Annotated in this window: 27 protein-coding genes; all 27 read left to right on the top strand. The window is 57.2% G+C overall.

Annotated features, from left to right (window positions below; translation table 11 throughout):
- Nucleotides 1–109 precede the first annotated feature (109 nt).
- The 27 genes from rpsJ (at nucleotide 110) to rpsD (ending at nucleotide 12601) form a co-directional block, all read left to right on the top strand.
- Nucleotides 110–421, top strand: coding sequence for a 30S ribosomal protein S10 (rpsJ, locus tag ACE3RX_RS17615; protein ID WP_079432648.1), 312 nt, complete (start codon nucleotides 110–112; stop codon nucleotides 419–421).
- A gap of 116 nt (nucleotides 422–537) precedes the next feature.
- The gene (gene rplC / locus ACE3RX_RS17610) at nucleotides 538–1182 is read left to right on the top strand and encodes a 50S ribosomal protein L3 (RefSeq protein ID WP_374486272.1); all 645 of its coding nucleotides are present in this window, start codon (nucleotides 538–540) and stop codon (nucleotides 1180–1182) included.
- 11 nt (nucleotides 1183–1193) lie between these two features.
- Nucleotides 1194–1814 (top strand): 50S ribosomal protein L4, encoded by a 621-nt coding sequence (gene rplD / locus ACE3RX_RS17605; RefSeq protein WP_374486271.1) that lies wholly within the window; start codon nucleotides 1194–1196, stop codon nucleotides 1812–1814.
- On the top strand, nucleotides 1811–2116 hold the full coding sequence (gene rplW / locus ACE3RX_RS17600) for a 50S ribosomal protein L23 (RefSeq protein ID WP_079432650.1): 306 nt from the start codon (nucleotides 1811–1813) through the stop codon (nucleotides 2114–2116). Before rplD ends, rplW begins: the two co-directional genes overlap by 4 nt.
- 5 nt (nucleotides 2117–2121) lie before the next feature.
- Entirely contained in the window at nucleotides 2122–2949 is an 828-nt protein-coding gene (rplB, locus tag ACE3RX_RS17595; protein ID WP_374486270.1) for a 50S ribosomal protein L2, read from the top strand.
- Between the two features lie 10 nt (nucleotides 2950–2959).
- Nucleotides 2960–3235: a 30S ribosomal protein S19 gene (gene rpsS, locus ACE3RX_RS17590; RefSeq protein ID WP_011767136.1), complete on the top strand. Its 276-nt coding sequence runs from the start codon at nucleotides 2960–2962 to the stop codon at nucleotides 3233–3235.
- A 12-nt stretch (nucleotides 3236–3247) separates the two neighbouring features.
- Nucleotides 3248–3577, top strand: coding sequence for a 50S ribosomal protein L22 (rplV, locus tag ACE3RX_RS17585; protein WP_079432652.1), 330 nt, complete (start codon nucleotides 3248–3250; stop codon nucleotides 3575–3577).
- 9 nt (nucleotides 3578–3586) lie between these two features.
- Nucleotides 3587–4411, top strand: a complete 825-nt coding sequence (gene rpsC, locus ACE3RX_RS17580; RefSeq protein WP_079432653.1) for a 30S ribosomal protein S3 — start codon at nucleotides 3587–3589, stop codon at nucleotides 4409–4411.
- Nucleotides 4380–4793, top strand: coding sequence for a 50S ribosomal protein L16 (gene rplP / locus ACE3RX_RS17575; RefSeq protein WP_079432654.1), 414 nt, complete (start codon nucleotides 4380–4382; stop codon nucleotides 4791–4793). Before rpsC ends, rplP begins: the two co-directional genes overlap by 32 nt.
- Nucleotides 4794–4796: 3 nt before the next feature.
- Entirely contained in the window at nucleotides 4797–4991 is a 195-nt protein-coding gene (rpmC, locus tag ACE3RX_RS17570; protein WP_374486269.1) for a 50S ribosomal protein L29, read from the top strand.
- Nucleotides 4988–5254: a 30S ribosomal protein S17 gene (rpsQ, locus tag ACE3RX_RS17565; protein ID WP_374486268.1), complete on the top strand. Its 267-nt coding sequence runs from the start codon at nucleotides 4988–4990 to the stop codon at nucleotides 5252–5254. The genes rpmC and rpsQ overlap by 4 nt, the downstream gene beginning before the upstream one ends.
- A 148-nt stretch (nucleotides 5255–5402) precedes the next feature.
- The gene (gene rplN / locus ACE3RX_RS17560; protein ID WP_079432657.1) at nucleotides 5403–5771 is read left to right on the top strand and encodes a 50S ribosomal protein L14; all 369 of its coding nucleotides are present in this window, start codon (nucleotides 5403–5405) and stop codon (nucleotides 5769–5771) included.
- A 6-nt stretch (nucleotides 5772–5777) separates the two neighbouring features.
- On the top strand, nucleotides 5778–6095 hold the full coding sequence (rplX, locus tag ACE3RX_RS17555) for a 50S ribosomal protein L24 (RefSeq protein ID WP_374486276.1): 318 nt from the start codon (nucleotides 5778–5780) through the stop codon (nucleotides 6093–6095).
- Nucleotides 6096–6104: 9 nt separating this feature from the next.
- On the top strand, nucleotides 6105–6644 hold the full coding sequence (gene rplE, locus ACE3RX_RS17550; RefSeq protein WP_374486267.1) for a 50S ribosomal protein L5: 540 nt from the start codon (nucleotides 6105–6107) through the stop codon (nucleotides 6642–6644).
- 7 nt (nucleotides 6645–6651) lie between these two features.
- A complete protein-coding gene (rpsN, locus tag ACE3RX_RS17545; RefSeq protein ID WP_374486266.1) occupies nucleotides 6652–6957 on the top strand; it encodes a 30S ribosomal protein S14 in 306 nt (101 codons plus the stop codon).
- A gap of 13 nt (nucleotides 6958–6970) precedes the next feature.
- Nucleotides 6971–7366 carry a 30S ribosomal protein S8 gene (gene rpsH / locus ACE3RX_RS17540; RefSeq protein WP_374486265.1) on the top strand — a complete coding sequence of 132 codons (396 nt, stop codon included), beginning with the start codon at nucleotides 6971–6973 and terminating at the stop codon, nucleotides 7364–7366.
- Between the two features lie 12 nt (nucleotides 7367–7378).
- On the top strand, nucleotides 7379–7912 hold the full coding sequence (gene rplF, locus ACE3RX_RS17535; RefSeq protein ID WP_374486264.1) for a 50S ribosomal protein L6: 534 nt from the start codon (nucleotides 7379–7381) through the stop codon (nucleotides 7910–7912).
- A 12-nt stretch (nucleotides 7913–7924) separates the two neighbouring features.
- Nucleotides 7925–8278: a 50S ribosomal protein L18 gene (rplR, locus tag ACE3RX_RS17530; RefSeq protein ID WP_374486275.1), complete on the top strand. Its 354-nt coding sequence runs from the start codon at nucleotides 7925–7927 to the stop codon at nucleotides 8276–8278.
- A 12-nt stretch (nucleotides 8279–8290) separates the two neighbouring features.
- Nucleotides 8291–8818, top strand: a complete 528-nt coding sequence (gene rpsE / locus ACE3RX_RS17525) for a 30S ribosomal protein S5 (protein ID WP_374486263.1) — start codon at nucleotides 8291–8293, stop codon at nucleotides 8816–8818.
- Nucleotides 8819–8821: 3 nt separating this feature from the next.
- Nucleotides 8822–9004, top strand: coding sequence for a 50S ribosomal protein L30 (gene rpmD / locus ACE3RX_RS17520; RefSeq protein ID WP_079432664.1), 183 nt, complete (start codon nucleotides 8822–8824; stop codon nucleotides 9002–9004).
- Nucleotides 9005–9445 (top strand): 50S ribosomal protein L15, encoded by a 441-nt coding sequence (rplO, locus tag ACE3RX_RS17515; RefSeq protein ID WP_374486262.1) that lies wholly within the window; start codon nucleotides 9005–9007, stop codon nucleotides 9443–9445.
- Nucleotides 9446–9516: 71 nt separating this feature from the next.
- Nucleotides 9517–10779, top strand: a complete 1263-nt coding sequence (gene secY, locus ACE3RX_RS17510) for a preprotein translocase subunit SecY (RefSeq protein ID WP_374486274.1) — start codon at nucleotides 9517–9519, stop codon at nucleotides 10777–10779.
- A 4-nt stretch (nucleotides 10780–10783) separates the two neighbouring features.
- Nucleotides 10784–11002, top strand: a complete 219-nt coding sequence (infA, locus tag ACE3RX_RS17505) for a translation initiation factor IF-1 (protein ID WP_153162180.1) — start codon at nucleotides 10784–10786, stop codon at nucleotides 11000–11002.
- A 23-nt stretch (nucleotides 11003–11025) separates the two neighbouring features.
- On the top strand, nucleotides 11026–11139 hold the full coding sequence (gene rpmJ, locus ACE3RX_RS17500; protein ID WP_079432668.1) for a 50S ribosomal protein L36: 114 nt from the start codon (nucleotides 11026–11028) through the stop codon (nucleotides 11137–11139).
- Between the two features lie 53 nt (nucleotides 11140–11192).
- The gene (gene rpsM / locus ACE3RX_RS17495; protein WP_374486261.1) at nucleotides 11193–11555 is read left to right on the top strand and encodes a 30S ribosomal protein S13; all 363 of its coding nucleotides are present in this window, start codon (nucleotides 11193–11195) and stop codon (nucleotides 11553–11555) included.
- 12 nt (nucleotides 11556–11567) lie between these two features.
- The gene (rpsK, locus tag ACE3RX_RS17490; protein WP_079432670.1) at nucleotides 11568–11957 is read left to right on the top strand and encodes a 30S ribosomal protein S11; all 390 of its coding nucleotides are present in this window, start codon (nucleotides 11568–11570) and stop codon (nucleotides 11955–11957) included.
- Between the two features lie 14 nt (nucleotides 11958–11971).
- Nucleotides 11972–12601: a 30S ribosomal protein S4 gene (gene rpsD, locus ACE3RX_RS17485; RefSeq protein ID WP_374486260.1), complete on the top strand. Its 630-nt coding sequence runs from the start codon at nucleotides 11972–11974 to the stop codon at nucleotides 12599–12601.
- Nucleotides 12602–12632: the final 31 nt, after the last annotated feature.

Raw genomic sequence — 12632 nt, 5'->3', positions numbered from 1 at the left:
GTGAAGGCGGTCGTACCGTCGGCGCCGGTGTGGTTGCCAAGGTTATCGAGTAATAACTTTCCGGGTGTGGCGCATGGTGTGCCGCACCGTCTGCTCTTTGGGAAATAACATGCAAAACCAGAAGATCCGTATCCGCCTCAAGGCTTTCGATTACAAGCTGATCGATCAGTCTGCTCTCGAGATCGTGGATACTGCGAAGCGTACCGGCGCAGTCGTTCGTGGCCCCGTGCCCCTGCCGACCCGCATCGAGCGTTTCGACCTGCTGCGCTCCCCGCACGTCAATAAGACTTCCCGTGACCAGTTCGAGATTCGTACTCACCTGCGTCTGATGGATATCGTTGATCCCACCGACAAGACCGTTGACGCGCTGATGAAGCTCGATCTGCCGGCCGGTGTTGACGTCGAAATCAAGCTGCAGTAATCAAATCTATTGCGCTGTGAGCGCAAGGGCCGGTATAATCCGGCCCTTGCGCTTTTTGGCGCAGTTTGTGATGACAATCGGTCCTGGTCAATCGCAACCAGGGTAAGGAGAATAAAATGAGTCTAGGCCTTGTCGGGCGCAAGGTGGGCATGACTCGCATTTTTGCCGAGGATGGTCAGTCCATTCCGGTGACTGTGCTGGATGTGTCCAACAACCGTGTGACCCAGATCAAAACGGCTGAAACGGACGGCTATACCGCCGTTCAGGTGACGTTTGGCGTTCGGCGTGCTAGTCGCGTCAATAAGGCAGCTGCCGGGCATCTCGCCAAGGCGGGTGTTGAAGCTGGTCATGTCTTCAAGGAATTCCGTGTCGATGCTGATCGCCTGGCTTCCCTTAAGGCTGGCGACGTCGTTGGTGTCGATATCTTCGCTGTTGGTCAGAAGGTTGATGTGAGTGGTGTTTCGATCGGTAAAGGCTATGCCGGTACCATCAAGCGTCACAATTTCGCCTCTGGTCGCGCGACTCACGGTAACTCCCGTAGCCACAATGTGCCGGGTTCCATCGGTATGGCGCAGGATCCGGGGCGTGTGTTTCCCGGTAAGCGCATGACCGGTCACCTCGGCGCTGCCAATACCACTGTGCAGAACCTTGAAGTGGTTCGCGTTGATGTTGAGCGTGGTCTGTTGCTGATCAAGGGCGGCGTGCCTGGTCATGATGGTGGCGACGTGGTTGTTCGTCCGGCTGTCAAGGCTGGCAACTGAGGGGAAGTACGATGGAACTGAAGCTGTTGAATGAACAGGGTCAGCCGTCTGCAACCCTGCAGGCGTCCGACGCACTGTTTGGCCGTGAGTACAACGAAGCCCTGATTCATCAGGTGGTCGTTGCGTATATGGCCAATGCCCGCTCTGGCAATCGTGCTCAGAAGGGGCGTGACGAAGTTGCTCATACCACCCACAAACCGTGGCGTCAGAAGGGTACGGGTCGTGCCCGTTCCGGTATGGGTTCCAGCCCGATTTGGCGTGGGGGCGGTCGCGCTTTCCCGAATAAGCCGGACGAGAACTTCTCCCACAAGGTGAACCGTAAGATGTATCGCGCTGGTGTTGCTGCCATTCTGTCGCAGCTCGCTCGTGATGGTCGTCTGTCGGTTGTTGAGGGTTTTGCTGTTGAGGCTCCGAAAACCAAGCTGCTGGCTCAGAAGCTGAAGAATCTGGGCTTGGAGTCGGTTCTCGTGATCACCGATTCCTTCGACGAAAATCTTTACCTGTCGTCCCGGAATCTGCCGAACGTTCTCGTGCTGGAAGTTAGCGAGACCGATCCGGTGTCCCTGGTGCGCTTCCCGAACGTGCTGGTCACCAAGGGTGCCGTCGCCAAGATGGAGGAAATTTGGCAATGAGCGCATTCAAGGAAGAGCGTCTGCTGCAGGTGTTGCTCGCTCCGCAGATCTCTGAGAAGGCGACCCTGATCGCCGACAAGAACGAGCAGGTCGTTTTTCGCGTTGCCAGTGATGCCACCAAGCCTGAGGTCAAGGCTGCCGTTGAACTTCTGTTCAAGGTGGAAGTGAAGGCCGTTCAGGTCGCCAACGTCAAGGGCAAGCAAAAGCGTTTCGGTAAGGTTTTCGGTCGTCGCAAGGACTGGAAGAAGGCGTACGTTAGCCTCAAGCCGGGCCAAGAAATTAACTTCGCGGCCGGGGAGTAAGCAAGATGGCACTCGTTAAAGTCAAACCGACTTCCGCTGGCCGCCGTGCCGTGGTCAAGGTGGTTAACGCTAGCCTCTACAAGGGTGCGCCGCTGGCGTCCTTGGTGGAGAAGCAGTCGAAGACCGCTGGTCGTAACAACAATGGCCACATCACCACGCGTCACAAAGGTGGTGGTCATAAGCAGCACTATCGTGTCGTCGACTTCCGTCGCAACAAGGATGGGATCGTTGCCAAGGTTGAGCGTCTCGAGTACGACCCTAACCGTTCCGCCAACATTGCGCTGTTGTGCTACGCCGATGGTGAGCGTCGTTACATCATCGCGCCGAAGGGCCTGGTTGTTGGTCAGGTCGTGGTGAGCGGTTCGGAGGCTCCGATCAAGGCTGGTAATGCGTTGCCGATCCGGAATATTCCGGTTGGTACGACGCTGCACTGCGTAGAAATGATCCCGGGTAAGGGTGCTCAGCTCGCTCGCGCTGCTGGTACTTCCGTGCAGTTGCTGGCTCGTGAAGGTATCTATGCTCAGGTTCGCCTGCGTTCCGGTGAAATCCGCCGTGTGCATATCGAGTGCCGCGCGACCATCGGTGAAGTGGGTAACGAAGAGCACAGCCTGCGCAAGATCGGTAAGGCCGGTGCGAATCGTTGGCGTGGTATCCGCCCGACCGTTCGCGGTACGGCTATGAACCCGGTCGATCACCCGCATGGTGGTGGTGAAGGCCGTACCGGTGAAGGCCGTGTGCCTGTCAGTCCGTGGGGTCAGCCGACTAAGGGTTATCGTACCCGTAGCGTGAAGCGTACCGACTCCATGATTGTTCAGCGTCGGCACAAGCGATAAGAGGTAAGACATGGCACGTTCTATTAAGAAGGGCCCGTTCATCGACGCTCACCTCCTGAAGAAGGTGGATGCTGCTCGGGCCTCGAATGACAAGCGTCCGATCAAGACTTGGTCGCGTCGCTCCACTGTGCTGCCGGATTTCGTGGGTCTGACGATTGCTGTTCATAACGGCCGTCAACACATTCCGGTGTACGTTTCCGAAAACATGGTTGGTCACAAGCTCGGCGAATTTGCGCTGACCCGTACGTTCAAGGGTCACGCCGCGAGCAAGAAGGCCAAGCGCTAAGGGGTAATGACAATGGAAACCAAAGCCATTCTCCGCGGCGTCCGTCTGTCGGAACAGAAGGGCCGTCTGGTGGCGGACCTGGTGCGCGGCAAGACTGTTGAGCAAGCGCTGAATATCCTGACCTTTTCGCCCAAGAAGGGCGCGAAGATCATCAAGAAGGTTGTCGAGTCCGCCATCGCCAACGCCGAGCACAACGACGGCGCCGATATTGACTCGCTGCGCGTCAAGACGATCTACGTCGAGCAAGGTATGACGTTGAAGCGTTTTACTGCGCGTGCGAAGGGTCGTGGCAACCGGATCAGCAAGCCGACCTGCCATATCTACGTGACGGTCGGAGAGTAAGGAGAACCCATGGGACAGAAAATCCATCCGACTGGCTTTCGCCTGGCGGTAACGCGTAACTGGGGCTCTCGCTGGTTTGCTGCTGGTAGTGACTTCTCGACGATGCTCAACGAGGATCTGAAGGTCCGCGCGCATCTGAAGAAGAAGCTTGCCCACGCTTCCGTGAGCCGCGTCGTAATCGAGCGTCCTGCTAAGAACGCCCGCATCACCGTTTTCAGCGCCCGCCCGGGCGTCGTGATCGGCAAGAAGGGTGAGGACATCGAGAAGCTGAAGGCTGATCTTCAGGGCATCATCGGTGTGCCGGTGCATGTTAACATCGAGGAAGTGCGTAAGCCTGAAACCGATGCTCAACTGATCGCCGACTCCATCGCTCAGCAACTGGTTAAGCGGATCATGTTCCGCCGCGCCATGAAGCGCGCGATGCAGAACGCCATGCGCCTGGGTGCCCAAGGCATCAAGATCATGAGCTCTGGACGTCTGAACGGCGCGGAAATTGCACGTACCGAGTGGTACCGCGAAGGTCGTGTGCCTCTGCACACCCTGCGTGCCGACATCGACTACGGCGTTTCCGAAGCTCACACTACCTACGGTGTCATCGGCATCAAGGTGTGGGTTTACAAGGGCGAAGCGCTCGCCCGCAACGAGCAGCCTGCTGCGACGGAGAACGAGGGTGATGCCCGTCGTGGCCGTCGTCGCAATGAGGGTGCCGACAGCAAGCCGGGTGCCAAGCGGCCCGCGCGCCGCACTGGCGGCGATCAGGCTGATGGCGCAAAACGGACTAAGAAAGAAGCAGGAGTGAATGATGCTGCAGCCGTCGAGAAGGAAGTATCGTAAGGAGCAGAAGGGCCGCAATAAGGGTCTCGCCACCCGCGGTGCCAAGGTAAGCTTTGGCGAGTACGGTCTGAAGGCGGTTGGGCGTGGTCGTCTCACTGCTCGTCAGATTGAATCTGCTCGTCGTGCAATGACTCGTCACATCAAGCGTGGCGGTCGTATTTGGATTCGTGTGTTCCCGGACAAGCCGATTTCCCAGAAGCCGGCGGAAGTTCGGATGGGTAACGGTAAGGGCAGCCCGGAATACTGGGTTGCTGAAATCCAGCCCGGCAAGGTTCTCTACGAGATGGATGGTGTTGATGAAGCCCTGGCTCGTGAGGCGTTCCGTCTTGCTGCTGCCAAGCTGCCGATCGAAACCGTCTTCGTTGTCCGGATGGTGGGGTAAATCATGAAAGCTTCGGAATTGCAGGCGAAAGACGCCGGCCAGCTCAATGCTGAACTGCTCGAGTTGTTGAAGGCTCAATTCAGCCTCCGTATGCAACTTGCTACGCAGCAGCTGAGCAACACTTCGCAGCTCGGTAAAGTTCGCAAGGATATTGCCCGGGTCAAGACCATTCTTCGTCAGAAGGCGGGTGCGAAATGAGTGAACAAGTAAAAAACAAGCGCGTAGAAGTCGGCCGCGTTGTCAGCGACAAGATGATGAACACCGTCACCGTTCTGGTGGAGCGTCGTGTAAAGCATCCGCTGTACGGCAAGGTGATCAAGCGCACTGCCAAGTACCATGCCCATGTTGAGGCTGGTGTTGCGAAGGAAGGTGATCTCGTCGAAATCGAAGAGACCCGCCCGATCTCCAAGACCAAGACCTGGCGGGTGACCAAGGTTCTCGAGCAGGTTGTGGCTGTTTAAGTAGCTGATGTTGTAGAAATGGCTTGCCAAGTGATTGGCAAGCCATTATTATTGCTGTCTTTGCTCTTGCACGGTTCCGTGCAAGTCCAATCAACCCGAACGGGATCCAAAACTGGTCGCGTCTTGCGAGCCAAGTTGGAGAGTTTAAATGATCCAAATGCAAACGATGCTTGACGTCGCCGATAATACCGGCGCGCGTCACGTGATGTGCATCAAGGTGCTGGGCGGCTCCAAGCGTCGCTACGCCGGTGTTGGTGACATCATCAAGGTGAGTATTAAAGATGCGGCCCCGCGTGGTCGTGTCAAGAAGGGTGACGTATATAGCGCCGTGGTGGTCCGTACCGCCAAAGGTGTTCGTCGCCCGGATGGCTCGCTGATCAAGTTTGACCGCAATGCTGCGGTCCTGCTTAACAATAAGGGCGAGCCGATTGGTACGCGTATCTTCGGGCCGGTTACGCGCGAGCTGCGTACCGAAAAGTTCATGAAGATCGTCTCCCTGGCGCCTGAAGTTCTCTAAGGGGTTATTGTGAATAAGATTCGCAAAGGCGACGAAGTCGCCGTCCTTACGGGCAAGGACAAGGGTAAGCGCGGTACTGTTCTGCGTGTTCTGGAAGGTGCGGTGGTTGTCGAAGGCATCAATCGCGTCAAGAAGCACGTGCGCCCGAACCCGTTGAAGGGTCAGGTTGGCGGTATCGTCGAAAAGGAAATGCCGATCGATGTCTCCAATGTGGCGCTGTTCAATGCGGCCACCCAAAAGGCTGATCGCGTTGGCTTCAAGGTGCTTGAGGATGGTCGCAAAGTGCGCGTCTTCAAGTCCAATGGCGAAGTAGTGGATGCGTAAGGGGTAGTCATGGCGCGCCTGCAAGAATTCTACAAAGAGACCGTATCGCCTGAGCTTCTCAAGAAGTTCGGCTATAAGTCGGTCATGGAAGTGCCCCGCATCACCAAGATCACCCTGAATATGGGTGTTGGTGAGGCTGTTGGCGACAAGAAGGTCCTCGACTACGCTGTTGGCGATCTGCAAAAGATCGCTGGTCAAAAGCCGGTGACCACGAAGGCAAAGAAGTCCATTGCTGGCTTCAAGATTCGTGACGGTTATCCGATCGGCTGCATGGTGACGCTGCGTGGTCCCCGCATGTTCGAATTCCTCGATCGTTTGGTGACGATTGCCATGCCGCGTATTCGCGACTTCCGTGGTATCGCCGGCAAGGGTTTTGATGGTCGTGGTAATTACAATCTGGGTGTCAAAGAGCAGATTATTTTCCCGGAAATTGAGTACGACAAGATCGATGCTCTGCGTGGGATGAATATCAGCATCACGACGACGGCCAAGACGGACGACGAAGCGCGTGCTCTGCTCGCCGCGTTCAAGTTCCCTTTCAAGAACTGAGGGTGATATGGCGAAACTGTCTCTGATCCAGCGCGAGGAGAAGCGCGCCAAGATGGTCGCTAAGTATGCGGCCAAGCGCGCTGCTCTGTTTGAGCAGATCAATAACGCCAAGCTGTCCGACGAAGAGCGCATGTCCGCCCGTCTGCAGCTGCAGCAGTTGCCGCGCAACTCGAGCCCGAGCCGTCAGCGTAATCGCTGCGAGCAGACTGGCCGCCCGCGTGGTGTTTTCCGTAAATTCGGTCTGTGTCGTAACAAGCTGCGTGAAGTTGCCTTCCGCGGTGAAGTTCCTGGCATGACCAAGGCAAGCTGGTAAGGGGTCGATAGATATGAGCATGTCTGATCCGATCGCCGATATGCTGACGCGTATTCGTAACGCTCAGCAGGCGCAAAAGAGCTCTGTCGCGATGCCTTCCTCCAAGCTGAAGGTTGCAATCGCGAAGGTTCTGCAGAGCGAAGGTTACATCGACGATTTCGCGGTGAATGATGCTTCCGGCAAGGCTGAACTGGCCCTGTCGCTGAAGTATTACGCCGGTCGTCCGGTTATTGAGCGCATTGAGCGCGTGAGCCGTCCCGGCCTTCGCGTTTACAAGGGTAGTGATGACCTGCCCCGCGTCATGAATGGTCTTGGTGTGGCGATTGTGTCCACGCCCAAGGGTGTGATGACTGATCGTGCTGCACGCGCTGGCCGTCTCGGCGGCGAAGTGCTGTGCCTCGTGGCTTAAGGGGAGAGAATAATGTCCCGTGTAGCCAAGAATCCCGTCGCCGTTCCGGCTGGTGTGGATGTCACCATTGGTGGCGGCCAAATCGTCGTGAAGGGCCCCCTGGGTACGTTGACCCAGGTTTTGCATCCCTCGGTCAAGGTTGAGCGCGAAGGTGACGGCCTCCAGTGTTCCGCCATTGAAGGCGCTGTGAATGCCAAGGCCATGTCCGGCACTGTGCGTGCTCTGGTCAATAACATGGTCACTGGCGTTTCCAAGGGCTTCGAGCGCAAGCTCACCCTGGTCGGTGTGGGCTATCGTGCTCAAGCTCAGGGCGACAAGCTGAACCTGTCTCTCGGTTTCTCGCACCCGGTGGTGCACCAGATGCCCGCCGGCATCAAGGTTGAGACTCCGACTCAGACCGAGATCATCATCAAGGGTGTCGACAAGCAGGTCGTCGGCAAGGTAGCTGCTGAAGTGCGTGCGTATCGCGCTCCTGAGCCGTACAAGGGCAAGGGTGTTCGGTATTCCGACGAAGTGGTCACCTTGAAAGAAACCAAGAAGAAGTAAGGGCGGATCATGATCACCAAGAAGGAAACGCGTTTGCGCCGTGCACGGAAAACCCGTGCCAAGATCGCGGAAATGAAGGCAGTCCGTCTGTCCGTGTTCCGTTCGAACTCCCACATCTACGCGCAAATCATTGCGGGTTGTGGTTCCAAGGTTCTGGCTGCTGCTTCGACCGTTGAGGCCGATGTGCGTGCCCAGGTGTCCAACGGTGGCAACAAGGCCGCTGCTGTGGTGGTCGGCAAGCTGATCGCCGAGCGCGCCAAGGCTGCTGGTGTTGAGGCTGTCGCTTTCGATCGCGCCGGCTTCCAGTACCACGGTCGCGTGAAGGCGCTTGCCGATGCCGCCCGCGAAGGCGGATTGAAGTTCTAAGCGAGGTTTAGCATGGCTAAGCAGCAAGGTAATAAAAAAGTGCAGGCCTCCGAGGAGCGCGACGACGGCCTGCGCGAAAAGATGGTTTCCATCAATCGTGTGACCAAGGTTGTGAAGGGTGGCCGTATTCTCGGTTTCGCTGCTCTGACCGTGGTTGGCGATGGTGATGGTGGCGTCGGCATGGGCAAGGGCAAGTCCCGTGAAGTCCCGGTCGCTGTCCAGAAGGCAATGGAAGAGGCTCGTCGCAAGATGGCCAAGGTGTCCCTGAAGAACGGTACGCTGCATCACTCCGTGATCGGCAAGCACGGCGCTTCGTCCGTGCTGATGCAGCCTGCTCCCCAGGGTACCGGCATCATTGCTGGCGGCGCGATGCGTGCAGTGTTCGAAGTGATGGGTGTGACCGATATCATCGCCAAGTCCATCGGCTCGACCAATCCGTACAACGTGGTGCGTGCCACGCTGAACGGCTTGTTTGCCACCAACGCTCCTTCCGTTATTGCTGCCAAGCGTGGCAAGACGGTTGAAGAGATTCAGGGGTAAGTCATGTCCGACAAGAAACTGAAGGTGACGCTGGTTAAGAGCGTTATCGGCACGAAACAGTCCCATCGTGCAACCGTGCGCGGTCTTGGGCTCCGTCGTCTCCATCACACGGTGGAGCTGCAGGACACTCCTGCCGTTCGGGGCATGATTACCAAGGTCGCTTACCTCGTTAAGTTGGAGGCCTAAATGCGCCTGAATGCGATTAAACCTGCCGCTGGTGCGAAGCACGCTGCCAAGCGGGTGGGGCGTGGTATCGGCAGTGGTCTGGGTAAGACGGCTGGCCGCGGTCACAAGGGTCAAAAGTCCCGTACCGGTGGTTTCCACAAGGTTGGCTTCGAGGGCGGTCAAATGCCCATGCAGCGTCGTTTGCCGAAGCGCGGTTTCGTGTCGCTGACGCGTGCCCGCATCGGTGAGGTTCGTTTGTCCGAGCTGGAAGCGCTGCCGGTTGAGGATGTCGATCTTCTGGTTCTCCAGCAAGCCGGTATTGTTGCTGCTGATGCTCTGGCTGCTAAGGTCGTTCTGTCCGGATCCATCAGCCGTAAGGTCAATCTGCGCGGTGTGGCTGCGACCAAGGGCGCCAAGGCTGCTATCGAAGCGGCGGGCGGTTCCGTCGAGTCTGCCGAGTAAGGTTTAGCGTGGCTAACCAACAGTCCGCGCTGGCGGCTCCTGGTAAGTTCGGGGACCTCAAGCGACGTTTGATGTTCCTGCTGGGCGCGCTGATCGTCTATCGCATCGGTGCGCACATCCCGGTTCCCGGGATTGATCCGGTGGCCTTGAGTGATCTGTTCAAGAGTCAGAAGGGCGGCATCCTCGGAGTATTCAATCTGTTCTCCGGGGGCGCTCTCTCCCGTTTCACCATCTTTGCTCTGGGGATCATGCCGTACATTTCGGCATCGATCATCATGCAGCTGCTGACAGTTGCCTCTCCGCAACTGGAGGCGCTTAAGAAGGAAGGTGAAGCTGGTCGACGCAAGATCACTCAGTTCACTCGTTACGGTACTCTTGCTCTTGCGCTGTTTCAGGGGCTGGGTATTGCCGTAGCGTTGGAGTCGCAGCAGGGGCTGGTGATTGAGCCAGGTTTGACCTTCCGCTTTGTCACTGTCTCGACCCTGGTTACCGGGACGATGTTCCTGATGTGGCTGGGAGAGCAGATTACCGAGCGCGGTCTGGGTAACGGTATTTCCATCATTATTTTCGCCGGTATCGCGGCGGGCCTTCCGAATTCTATGGGCGGTCTGTTCGAGCTGGTGCGGACCGGTGCAATGCACCCCTTTACCGCACTGGTGATCTGTGTGCTGGTGGTGGTCGTGACGGGCGTAGTGGTGTTCGTCGAGCGTGGGCAGCGCAAGATTTTGGTGAATTACGCCAAGCGGCAGGTTGGGAATAAGATCTATGGTGGTCAAAGCTCCCATCTGCCGCTCAAGCTGAACATGGCTGGCGTGATTCCGCCGATCTTTGCGTCTAGCATCATTCTCTTTCCGGCGACTTTGGCTCAGTGGTTCGGGTCTTCGGAAAAGATGGCTTGGCTGAAGGATCTCGGTTCCACGCTTGCTCCTGGGCAGCCGATCTACGTGATTCTCTACGCTGCGGCAATCGTGTTCTTCTGTTTCTTCTACACTGCCTTGGTCTTCAGCTCTAAGGAGACTGCAGACAATCTGAAGAAGAGCGGAGCGTTTGTGCCGGGTATTCGGCCGGGTGAGCAGACAGCACGTTACATCGACAAGATCCTGATGCGGCTTACGCTGGCAGGTGCCGTGTATATCACGCTTGTTTGTTTGTTGCCCGAGTTTCTGATCCTGAAGTGGAATGTTCCTTTCTATTTCGGTGGGACCTCCTTGTTGATCATCGTGGTGGTGACGATGGACTTCATGTCCCAGGTTCAGGCGTATGTCATGTCCCACCAATACGAGAGCCTTTTGAAGAAGGCGAACTTCAAGGGTTCGCGGGTTCCGCTCAAATAGCCTTATGTCGAAGGAAGATTATATCGAGATGCAGGGTGAGGTCCTCGAAAACCTCCCCAACGCAACCTTCAGAGTCAAGCTCGAAAATGGCCATGTCGTTTTGGGGCACATCTCAGGAAAGATGCGTATGCACTACATCCGGATTCTCCCTGGCGACAAGGTAACTGTGCAGCTGACCCCGTACGATTTGAGTAGAGCCCGGATCGTTTTCCGCGCGAAATAACAGAAAGTAGTTAGGAGCTAGAAATGAGAGTTCAAGCATCTGTGAAGCGGCTTTGCAGGAATTGCAAGATCGTCCGCCGCAAAGGTGTGGTTCGCGTGATCTGCACGGATCCGCGTCATAAGCAGCGTCAAGGTTGATGCGGTCACCCGCATTCTTTATAATTTAATGTTTAGCATTTTGGGGTGAACGCATGGCCCGCATCGCAGGGGTAAACATTCCCAACCACAAGCACACCGAGATCGCATTGACTGCGATTTTCGGCATCGGCCGCACCCGCGCGCAGCAGATTTGTGACGCTGCTGGTGTCGGGCGTGCAGCCAAGATTAAAGACCTTACTGAGTCCGATATGGAACGGCTCCGCGACGAAGTCGCGAAGTTCACCGTTGAAGGTGATCTGCGCCGTGAAGTGACGATGAGTATCAAGCGCCTCATGGATCTGGGGTGCTATCGCGGGGTGCGCCATCGTCGTGGTTTGCCCCTTCGTGGCCAGCGCACGCGCACCAATGCTCGTACCCGCAAGGGGCCGCGCAAGGCGATCGCCGGCAAGAAGTAATAGGGATTAGACATGGCTAAGACTGCTGCGAAGGTTCGCAAGAAGATCAAGAAGAACGTGGCTGAAGGTATTGCCCACGTTCACGCGTCTTTCAATAACACGATTATTACCATCACCGACCGTCAAGGTAACGCCCTGTCCTGGGCAACCTCCGGTGGCGCCGGCTTCAAGGGCTCCCGTAAGAGCACTCCCTTCGCCGCGCAGGTCGCTGCAGAGGCGGCTGGCAAGGTTGCCATCGAGTGCGGCATCAAGAACCTGGAAGTGCGCGTCAAGGGCCCCGGCCCCGGCCGTGAGTCCAGCGTGCGTGCGCTGAATGCGCTGGGTATCAAGATCACCACGATTACCGATATCACGCCGATCCCGCACAACGGCTGCCGTCCGCCGAAGAAGCGTCGTATCTGACAAGGAGTTGAACAGTGGCTCGTAATCTTGACCCGAAGTGCCGTCAGTGCCGTCGTGAGGGTGAGAAGCTCTTCCTGAAGGGCGAAAAATGTTTTACCGACAAGTGCGCTATTGAGCGTCGTTCGTACGCTCCTGGTCAGCACGGTCAGAAGTCCGGTCAGCGCCTGTCCGGTTATGGTGTGCAACTGCGTGAGAAGCAAAAGATCCGTCGTCTGTACGGCGTGCTTGAGCGTCAGTTCCGCAAGACCTATGCCGAGGCAGATCGTCGCAAGGGCCAGACGGGTGAGAACCTTCTGCAGCTCCTCGAAGGTCGTCTGGACGCAGTGGCCTACCGTATGGGCTTCGGTGCCTCCCGCGCAGAAGCTCGCCAGGTCGTCCGTCACAACGGCGTGCTGGTGAACGGCAAGCGTGTGAACATCCCGTCCTACACCGTTCGCCCCGGTGACGAGATTCAGCTGACCGACAGCGCTCGTAACCAGCTTCGTGTGAAGGCAGCGCTTGAGGCTGCCGAATCCCGTGGCTTCCCGGAATGGCTGGCTGTCGACATCAAGGCTGGCAAGGGCACGCTGAAGGCTTACCCGCAGCGTGCGGAACTGCCGGCGACCTTGAATGAAGGTCTGGTTGTCGAACTGTATTCGCGTTAATGGTGGTCGCGCCTCTGGCGCGACTCTATAG

The sequence above is a fragment of the Zoogloea sp. genome (genome assembly GCF_041914405.1).
In the GTDB taxonomy this organism is placed as follows: domain Bacteria; phylum Pseudomonadota; class Gammaproteobacteria; order Burkholderiales; family Rhodocyclaceae; genus Zoogloea.
The sequence above is the reverse complement of the archived record's forward strand: the minus strand, read 5'-3'. Positions and strand labels throughout refer to the sequence as shown.

Bases quoted from the DNA above. Each gene is read 5' to 3' on its own strand.
- rpsJ (WP_079432648.1), top strand. From the start codon at position 110: ATGCAAAACCAGAAGATCCGTATCCGCCTCAAGGCTTTCGATTACAAG.
- rplC (WP_374486272.1), top strand. From the start codon at position 538: ATGAGTCTAGGCCTTGTCGGGCGCAAGGTGGGCATGACTCGCATTTTT.
- rplD (WP_374486271.1), top strand. From the start codon at position 1,194: ATGGAACTGAAGCTGTTGAATGAACAGGGTCAGCCGTCTGCAACCCTG.
- rplW (WP_079432650.1), top strand. From the start codon at position 1,811: ATGAGCGCATTCAAGGAAGAGCGTCTGCTGCAGGTGTTGCTCGCTCCG.
- rplB (WP_374486270.1), top strand. From the start codon at position 2,122: ATGGCACTCGTTAAAGTCAAACCGACTTCCGCTGGCCGCCGTGCCGTG.
- rpsS (WP_011767136.1), top strand. From the start codon at position 2,960: ATGGCACGTTCTATTAAGAAGGGCCCGTTCATCGACGCTCACCTCCTG.
- rplV (WP_079432652.1), top strand. From the start codon at position 3,248: ATGGAAACCAAAGCCATTCTCCGCGGCGTCCGTCTGTCGGAACAGAAG.
- rpsC (WP_079432653.1), top strand. From the start codon at position 3,587: ATGGGACAGAAAATCCATCCGACTGGCTTTCGCCTGGCGGTAACGCGT.
- rplP (WP_079432654.1), top strand. From the start codon at position 4,380: ATGCTGCAGCCGTCGAGAAGGAAGTATCGTAAGGAGCAGAAGGGCCGC.
- rpmC (WP_374486269.1), top strand. From the start codon at position 4,797: ATGAAAGCTTCGGAATTGCAGGCGAAAGACGCCGGCCAGCTCAATGCT.
- rpsQ (WP_374486268.1), top strand. From the start codon at position 4,988: ATGAGTGAACAAGTAAAAAACAAGCGCGTAGAAGTCGGCCGCGTTGTC.
- rplN (WP_079432657.1), top strand. From the start codon at position 5,403: ATGATCCAAATGCAAACGATGCTTGACGTCGCCGATAATACCGGCGCG.
- rplE (WP_374486267.1), top strand. From the start codon at position 6,105: ATGGCGCGCCTGCAAGAATTCTACAAAGAGACCGTATCGCCTGAGCTT.
- rpsN (WP_374486266.1), top strand. From the start codon at position 6,652: ATGGCGAAACTGTCTCTGATCCAGCGCGAGGAGAAGCGCGCCAAGATG.
- rpsH (WP_374486265.1), top strand. From the start codon at position 6,971: ATGAGCATGTCTGATCCGATCGCCGATATGCTGACGCGTATTCGTAAC.
- rplF (WP_374486264.1), top strand. From the start codon at position 7,379: ATGTCCCGTGTAGCCAAGAATCCCGTCGCCGTTCCGGCTGGTGTGGAT.
- rpsE (WP_374486263.1), top strand. From the start codon at position 8,291: ATGGCTAAGCAGCAAGGTAATAAAAAAGTGCAGGCCTCCGAGGAGCGC.
- rpmD (WP_079432664.1), top strand. From the start codon at position 8,822: ATGTCCGACAAGAAACTGAAGGTGACGCTGGTTAAGAGCGTTATCGGC.
- rplO (WP_374486262.1), top strand. From the start codon at position 9,005: ATGCGCCTGAATGCGATTAAACCTGCCGCTGGTGCGAAGCACGCTGCC.
- secY (WP_374486274.1), top strand. From the start codon at position 9,517: ATGTTCCTGCTGGGCGCGCTGATCGTCTATCGCATCGGTGCGCACATC.
- infA (WP_153162180.1), top strand. From the start codon at position 10,784: ATGTCGAAGGAAGATTATATCGAGATGCAGGGTGAGGTCCTCGAAAAC.
- rpmJ (WP_079432668.1), top strand. From the start codon at position 11,026: ATGAGAGTTCAAGCATCTGTGAAGCGGCTTTGCAGGAATTGCAAGATC.
- rpsM (WP_374486261.1), top strand. From the start codon at position 11,193: ATGGCCCGCATCGCAGGGGTAAACATTCCCAACCACAAGCACACCGAG.
- rpsK (WP_079432670.1), top strand. From the start codon at position 11,568: ATGGCTAAGACTGCTGCGAAGGTTCGCAAGAAGATCAAGAAGAACGTG.